Annotated in this window: 8 protein-coding genes; 3 read left to right on the plus strand and 5 right to left on the minus strand. The window is 63.0% G+C overall.

Annotated elements, in window-relative coordinates; genetic code table 11:
• Window positions 1–4: 4 nt before the first annotated feature.
• Window positions 5–613, minus strand: coding sequence for a cytochrome-c oxidase, cbb3-type subunit II (gene ccoO / locus VA602_RS16655; RefSeq protein ID WP_054894770.1), 609 nt, complete (start codon window positions 611–613; stop codon window positions 5–7).
• Between the two features lie 13 nt (window positions 614–626).
• Entirely contained in the window at window positions 627–2,051 is a 1,425-nt protein-coding gene (gene ccoN / locus VA602_RS16660; RefSeq protein WP_323453731.1) for a cytochrome-c oxidase, cbb3-type subunit I, read from the minus strand.
• Between the two features lie 49 nt (window positions 2,052–2,100).
• Between ccoN and VA602_RS16665 the strand changes: the two genes are divergently transcribed.
• Window positions 2,101–2,793, plus strand: a complete 693-nt coding sequence (locus tag VA602_RS16665) for an alpha/beta family hydrolase (RefSeq protein WP_323453732.1) — start codon at window positions 2,101–2,103, stop codon at window positions 2,791–2,793.
• Window positions 2,794–2,834: 41 nt separating this feature from the next.
• Here the strand turns inward: VA602_RS16665 and ppnP are convergent, their stop codons facing one another.
• Together ppnP and VA602_RS16675 are read right to left on the minus strand one after the other, a co-directional pair.
• Window positions 2,835–3,119, minus strand: coding sequence for a pyrimidine/purine nucleoside phosphorylase (gene ppnP / locus VA602_RS16670; protein ID WP_054894773.1), 285 nt, complete (start codon window positions 3,117–3,119; stop codon window positions 2,835–2,837).
• Between the two features lie 74 nt (window positions 3,120–3,193).
• On the minus strand, window positions 3,194–3,733 hold the full coding sequence (locus tag VA602_RS16675) for an exonuclease domain-containing protein (protein ID WP_063545644.1): 540 nt from the start codon (window positions 3,731–3,733) through the stop codon (window positions 3,194–3,196).
• Between the two features lie 258 nt (window positions 3,734–3,991).
• Between VA602_RS16675 and VA602_RS16680 the strand changes: the two genes are divergently transcribed.
• Both VA602_RS16680 and VA602_RS16685 read left to right on the plus strand, forming a co-directional pair.
• Window positions 3,992–4,792: a substrate-binding periplasmic protein gene (locus tag VA602_RS16680; RefSeq protein ID WP_197891592.1), complete on the plus strand. Its 801-nt coding sequence runs from the start codon at window positions 3,992–3,994 to the stop codon at window positions 4,790–4,792.
• Window positions 4,793–4,856: 64 nt separating this feature from the next.
• Window positions 4,857–5,879: a GNAT family N-acetyltransferase gene (locus tag VA602_RS16685; RefSeq protein ID WP_153774558.1), complete on the plus strand. Its 1,023-nt coding sequence runs from the start codon at window positions 4,857–4,859 to the stop codon at window positions 5,877–5,879.
• 80 nt (window positions 5,880–5,959) lie between these two features.
• On the opposite strand, the gene VA602_RS16690 is transcribed toward VA602_RS16685, so the two are convergent.
• Entirely contained in the window at window positions 5,960–6,493 is a 534-nt protein-coding gene (locus tag VA602_RS16690; RefSeq protein WP_054894776.1) for an RNA polymerase factor sigma-70, read from the minus strand.
• Window positions 6,494–6,518 lie beyond the last annotated feature (25 nt).

Below are 6,518 nucleotides of genomic sequence, written 5' to 3' on the forward strand. Positions count from 1 at the left end.
GTGCTCACCTCTTGTTCTTGATCGAGGTGCCCAGCACCTGCAGGTAGGCGACCAGCGCATCCATCTCGGTCTTGCCCTTGACCGCGTCGCGGGCACCGGCGATGTCTTCGTCGGTGTAGGGCACGCCGAGGGTGCGCAGTACGCGCAGCTTGGTGTCGGTGTGGCTGTTGTCGACCGGCTGTGCGACCAGCCATGGGTAGGCCGGCATCTTCGATTCCGGCACCACGTTGCGCGGGTTGTACAGGTGCGCGCGGTGCCAGTCGTCGGAGTAGCGTGCGCCGACGCGGGCCAGGTCCGGGCCGGTGCGCTTGGAACCCCAGAGGAAGGGGTGGTCCCACACGCTTTCACCAGCCACCGAGTAGTGGCCATAGCGTTCGGTCTCGGCACGGAACGGACGGATCATCTGCGAGTGGCAGCCCACGCAGCCTTCGCGGATGTAGATGTCGCGGCCTTCCAGTTGCAGCGCGGTGTAGGGCTTCATGCCCTCGACCGGCTTGTTGGTGACGTCCTGGAAGAACAGCGGGACGATCTGCGTCAAGCCGCCGATGCTGACGGCGAACACCATCAGCAAGGCCAGCAGGCCGACGTTTTTCTCGATGACTTCATGTTTCATCAGGCGTGTCTCCTCAAGCCAGCTGGGCGTTCGCAGGGGCGGCGTCAAGCGCTGGCGAACGCACGGTGCGCCAGGTGTTCCAGGCCATCAGGAACATGCCGCTGAGGAAGATCGCCCCGCCGACGAAGCGCACGATGAAGCCGGGGTGGCTGGCCACCAGGGTTTCGACGAACGAGTAGGTGAGCGTGCCGTCGCTGTTGACCGCGCGCCACATCAGGCCCTGGGCGATGCCGTTGACCCACATCGAGGCGATGTAGAGCACGGTGCCGATGGTTGCCAGCCAGAAGTGCGCGTTGATCAGGCCGATGCTGTGCATCTGCTGCTTGCCGAACACCTTCGGAATGGTGTGGTACAGCGCGCCGATGGAGATCATCGCCACCCAGCCCAGGGCGCCGGCGTGGACATGGCCGATGGTCCAGTCGGTGTAGTGAGAGAGGGCGTTGACGGTCTTGATCGCCATCATCGGGCCTTCGAAGGTGGACATGCCGTAGAAGGCCAGCGACACCACGAGGAAGCGCAGGATCGGGTCGCTGCGCAGTTTGTGCCAGGCGCCGGAGAGGGTCATCATGCCGTTGATCATCCCGCCCCAGCTCGGTGCGAGCAGGATCAGCGACATGATCATGCCCAGTGACTGGGCCCAGTCGGGCAGGGCGGTGTAGTGCAGGTGGTGCGGGCCGGCCCAGATGTACAGGGTGATCAGTGCCCAGAAGTGCACGATCGACAGGCGATAGGAGTACACCGGTCGCTCCGCCTGCTTGGGCACGTAGTAGTACATCATCCCCAGGAAGCCTGCGGTCAGGAAGAAGCCCACGGCGTTGTGGCCGTACCACCACTGCACCATGGCGTCGGTGGCACCGGCGTAGACCGAGTACGACTTGGTCAGGCTGACCGGCATCTCCAGGTTGTTGACGATGTGCAGGATCGCCACGGTGAGGATGAAACCGCCGAAGAACCAGTTGCCCACGTAGATGTGCTTGGTGGTGCGCTTGATCAGCGTGCCGAAGAACACGATGGCGTAGCAGACCCAGACGATGGTGATCAGGATGTCGATCGGCCATTCCAGTTCGGCGTATTCCTTGGAACTGGTGTAGCCCAGTGGCAGGCTGATCGCCGCCAGCAGGATCACCAGTTGCCAGCCCCAGAAGGTAAAGGCCGCCAGTTTTGGCGCGAAGAGGATGGTCTGGCAGGTACGCTGCACCGAATAATAGGAGGTGGCGAACAGGGCACAGCCACCGAAGGCGAAGATCACTGCGTTGGTGTGCAGCGGTCGCAGACGGCCGAAGCTGGTCCAGGGGAGGTCGAAGTTGAGGCTCGGCCAGACGAGTTGCGCGGCGATGAAGACGCCGAGCCCCATGCCGACGATGCCCCACACCACCGTCATGATGGCGAATTGGCGGACCACCTTGTAGTTGTAGGCGGTACTGCTGGTTGTGTTCATGTATGGGTTCCCATCCACGGTTATAGGCAGGCTAAACAGCGAGGCAAGCATGAAAGATGGGCAATGTGCCGGTATTGACGGGGATCAATGGGCCCAAGTGGGAAATGTCCCAGGCTTGCGCGTCGATCCCCCGCAAATCCGGGGCGATCAGGGGCGTTCCTGCTCACTGATCCTGGCCCACGGCGCCGGTGCGCCGATGGACAGCGCGTTCATGGACGAGATCGCGCAAAGGCTGGCAGGGCTTGGTGTCGGGGTGATTCGCTTCGAATTTCCCTACATGGCCGAACGCCGGATAAACGGCGGCAAGCGTCCGCCCAACCCGCAGAAGGTGCTGCTCGAGTGCTGGCGCGAGGTGTATGGGCAGGTGCGACCATTGGTCACGGGCACCTTGGCCATTGGCGGCAAGTCGATGGGCGGGCGCATGGCCAGTTTGCTGGCCGATGAGCTGGAGGTGGATGCGCTGGTGTGCCTGGGGTATCCGTTCTATGCCGTGGGCAAGCCGGAGAAGCCGCGAGTCGAGCATCTGGCCGAGCTGAAGACACCGACGCTCATCGTCCAGGGCGAGCGGGATGCGCTCGGGAATCGGGAGGCGGTTGAGGGGTATGCGCTGTCACCGGCGATCGAGGTGAACTGGCTGGTGGCGGGGGATCATGATCTGAAGCCGCTGAAAGCTTCAGGGTTCAGCCATGAGCAGCATCTGCAGGCGGCGGCTGAGAAGGTGGCGGGGTTTCTGAAGGGTTAGCGCTGGATTCTTCGCGGGCAAGCCCGCGAAGCGCCTGATGCTTAGTCGCGATACTCGCACAGGTAAGCGGTATCGACCTTCACTTGCAGCTGGAACTTGCTATCGGCAGGCACATTGAACTTGTCGCCGGCGTTGAAGGTTTCCCAGTTGTCGCTGCCTGGCAGCTTGACGATCAGGGCGCCGGAGACCACGTGCATGATCTCGCGCTTGGCGGTGCCGAACTCGTATTCGCCCGGGGCCATCACGCCCACGGTAGCCGGACCTTCTTCGCCTGCGAAGGCGATCGACTTGACGGTGCCGTTGAAGTACTCGTTGACCTGGAACATGGGCGACTCCTGAACAGAAGGGCTGAAAAAAGGCTGGCCAGTATGCCCAAGCCCTGCGCGGTCGTCATCTGCTTTCAGGTTAGGCTCAAGGGCAGCAACCGCGCGGTATTGCGTGCATCCTCCAGCGCCCGGTGCTGCTGCCCGACGAACTGCATGCCCGCCAGTTGCAGCGCACCGTTCAGGCCGGTGGGGCGCTGCAGGTGGCGGGCCTTGGCGAAGCGCTGCTTGAGGTTGATGTGCGGCAACTGCGCCAGCAGGCTGCTGACCTGATGCTGCTGCCACTCCTGCAACAACTGCTGACGGTCGTAGTCGCCCCAGCTGACCCAGGCCTGCAATTGCGCCTGGTGATGACCCAGCCAGCGCTCGAACTGCGCCCAGATTTCGGCGAACGGCGCCGCGCTGTCGATACTGGCCTGGCCGATGTGCGTCAGCTCGCGGCAGAACGGTGTCAACTGCGGACGCCGCCGCGGCTTGACGAAGCGCTGGAAGTGATCGACCTCGCGGCCTTCGCGGGTGACCAGGCTTGCGCCGATTTCAATGATTTCCATCTCGGTGACCGGCCAGCCACCGTCGTCGGTCGTGGCTTCCAGGTCGATGACCAGCCAATGGCCCATACCAGGCTCCCTTGCAAGACGCTGTGGTCCGCGGCGTTAGGCATGGGCCAGGGCCGCGGGCCCTTAGGGTCTGTCTGAAATGTATCTGCACTCGCGCAGACACATTTCAGACAGACCCTAGAGCGTAGCCAATCCAGAACCCTTACGGCATCCCCTGGCAGAATGCCGCTATTTTGGCATAACCAGCGGTTGTACCCTGACAGGAAAACGCCTAGCTTAGGCGCATCAAGGTCCACCCCCGTGATTTGAGTGCCTCACTTGACGCCACTGCCCGCCCTCAAGGCCCTGTCATCCCTGATGATGCTCGCTGCACTGTGGCTGGCGGGCTCGGCCTGTGCCGCCGAAATGGTGGAGGTGCGGATCGGGGCCGCGCATTTTCCGCCTTATACGGTGCGTCCGGAGCAGGGTGCCGATACGGGCCTGTTGCCGCAGCTCGCCGAGGCACTGAACCAGCTCCAGGCCGGTTACCGTTTCGTTCTGGTGCCGACCTCGATCCCGCGTCGTTTTGGTGATTTCCAGCAGGGGCGCACCGACATGGCGATCTTCGAGAACCCGCAATGGGGTTGGCAGCAGATCCCACATACGGTAGTCGACATGGGTCTGGAAGATGCCGAGATCTTCGTCGCCCATCGTCAGGCAGGGCGTGATCAGCATTATTTCGATGACCTCAAAGGCAAGCGCCTGGCGTTGTTCAATGGCTATCACTACGCGTTTGCCGATTTCAATCCCGACCCTGAGTACTTGAAGAAGACCTTCCGGGCCATCCTCTCCTATTCCCACGACAGCAACCTGTCGATGGTGCAACGCGAGCGTGCGGACATTGCCCTGGTGACCCGCTCGTACCTGAGTGACTACCTCAAGCGCAACCCGGCCAAGGGCGGCGAGCTGATGGCCTCGGATCGGGTCGATCAGGTCTACCATCACTACGCGCTACTGCGTCCTGGCGCGCCGATCCGCGCCGAAGTCTTCACCCAGTTGATGCAGCGCCTGCGCGACAGCGGTGAGCTGGCAGCGCTTTTCGGCCCTTATCGGATCACCGTGCAAACGCCGAACAATTAAATTCGCGGGCTGCGATCACGTTCAGACACTTGAGTGTGATTCCTTTTTTCCGTGAGCCATGACCATGCCTTTCGACGCTGCTTCGACGCCGCTTTCCCTTCCTCGATGGCACAGCCTGCAAGGCGACGAGACCGGTTCCCGGTTGAGTCTGACCCTGGAGGGGCGCCCGCTGATCCAGGTACGCCTGGTGCCCGCCGACCCTGTGCAGGTTCACCTGGAAACCGTCTGCCCGGATCGCGGCGCCCAGGCCCTGTGGGCTGCCTGCTACTGGCTGCTGTCGCGCGATCCCGCCTGCCAGCGCCTGGCCTGGCATGTGCCGAAGGCGCCAGCGTGGGTACCGTCGTTGCTGGCGAGCGGCCTGCTGGTGCCCAGCGAGCAAGCGCACGTGTTGATCTGCGAGCGAGCGCTGTTCTGGCAGTTGCCGCAGCCCTGGCTTGGCGAGGTACAGAGCGGTGTCTACCCGCAGCAGATGCAGATCAGCAACGGCAAGCGCCATCCACGCCGCCCACCCAAACCCCGGGGCGAGGTGTATCGCCGTTTCGATGTGCGCCTGGGGGCGTGGGTGTCGCTACGCACCCTGGAAGTCGAGCAGGACCTGGCGCGTTTCAACCGTTGGCAGAACGAGCCCCGGGTCGCGCACTTCTGGCAGGAGCAGGGCAGCCTGGAGCAGCACCGCGAATACCTGAGCAAGCTCGAGGCAGACCCGCACACCCTGACACTCATCGGCTGTTTCGACGATGAGCCGTTCGCCTACTTCGAAGCCTACTGGGCCAAGGAAGACCGCATCGCGCCGTTCTATCCGGCCGACGACTACGACCGCGGTATCCACATGCTCGTGGGCGAACAGGCGCATCGTGGCCCGCACAAGGTGGCGAGCTGGATGTCGGCGCTGGTGCACTACCTGTTCCTCGACGACCCGCGCACCCAGCGCGTCGTCGCCGAGCCGCGCGCCGACAACGGCAAGATGATCGGCTACATGCACGATCAGTGCTTCCACTGCGACAAAGAGTTCGATTTCCCGCACAAGCGGGCGGCGCTGATGATCCTGGGGCGTGAGCGTTTCTTCGATCGTTGCACGCTGGTCTAGCGGCGCGCAGGGCGTGGGCCGCTGTGCGGCCCGATCACGCTGACAGGTGCCGTGCGATGCGCGCGGTACCTGTGAGGCGGTCAGCCCTCGGCCTGGCGGCTGTTCTTGCGGCAGTGGATCAGCGCGTCGCGGATCATGAAGTTGACCAGCGTTGGCGAGACCCCGAGCTCCTTGGCGATGTCTTTTTGCGGCACGCCGTGCAGGCGGTACATCTCGAACGCGTAGCGAGTGCGCTGGGGCAGCTCGTTGAGCGCTTCGGCGATGTGCTCGAGGGTCGCCAGGTTGATGTGGGTGGCTTCTGGCGAGGCATTCTGGATCACCACGTTCATGCCTTCTTCCTCGCTGCCCGAGTACTTCAGCTCCATCGCCTGCTTGCGGTAGTGGTCGATGGCCAGGTTGCGCACGATCTGAAACAGGTAGCTGAGCTGGGCCTTGAACGATGACGTGATCTGCGGCGCGGAACCGAGCCGGAAGAAGGCATCCTGCACCACATCCTCGGCGCGCGACCGACAGCCCGTGATACGGGCGGCAATCTTGACGAGGATGCTGCGATTGTCGACGAACGCCTGGAGTAATGGTGAATCGCACTTACTTGTGGATAGTTGTTCCGCCATGGAAATCACCTTGTCTCTGTGAGGA

The sequence above is a fragment of the Pseudomonas machongensis genome (assembly GCF_034961125.1).
In the GTDB taxonomy this organism is placed as follows: Bacteria; Pseudomonadota; Gammaproteobacteria; order Pseudomonadales; family Pseudomonadaceae; genus Aquipseudomonas; species Aquipseudomonas machongensis.

Excerpts from the sequence above, each read along its gene's own strand:
- ccoO (WP_054894770.1), bottom strand. The coding sequence starts at position 613 with ATGAAACATGAAGTCATCGAGAAAAACGTCGGCCTGCTGGCCTTGCTG.
- ccoN (WP_323453731.1), bottom strand. The coding sequence starts at position 2,051 with ATGAACACAACCAGCAGTACCGCCTACAACTACAAGGTGGTCCGCCAA.
- VA602_RS16665 (WP_323453732.1), top strand. The coding sequence starts at position 2,101 with ATGAAAGATGGGCAATGTGCCGGTATTGACGGGGATCAATGGGCCCAA.
- ppnP (WP_054894773.1), bottom strand. The coding sequence starts at position 3,119 with ATGTTCCAGGTCAACGAGTACTTCAACGGCACCGTCAAGTCGATCGCC.
- VA602_RS16675 (WP_063545644.1), bottom strand. The coding sequence starts at position 3,733 with ATGGGCCATTGGCTGGTCATCGACCTGGAAGCCACGACCGACGACGGT.
- VA602_RS16685 (WP_153774558.1), top strand. The coding sequence starts at position 4,857 with ATGCCTTTCGACGCTGCTTCGACGCCGCTTTCCCTTCCTCGATGGCAC.
- VA602_RS16690 (WP_054894776.1), bottom strand. The coding sequence starts at position 6,493 with ATGGCGGAACAACTATCCACAAGTAAGTGCGATTCACCATTACTCCAG.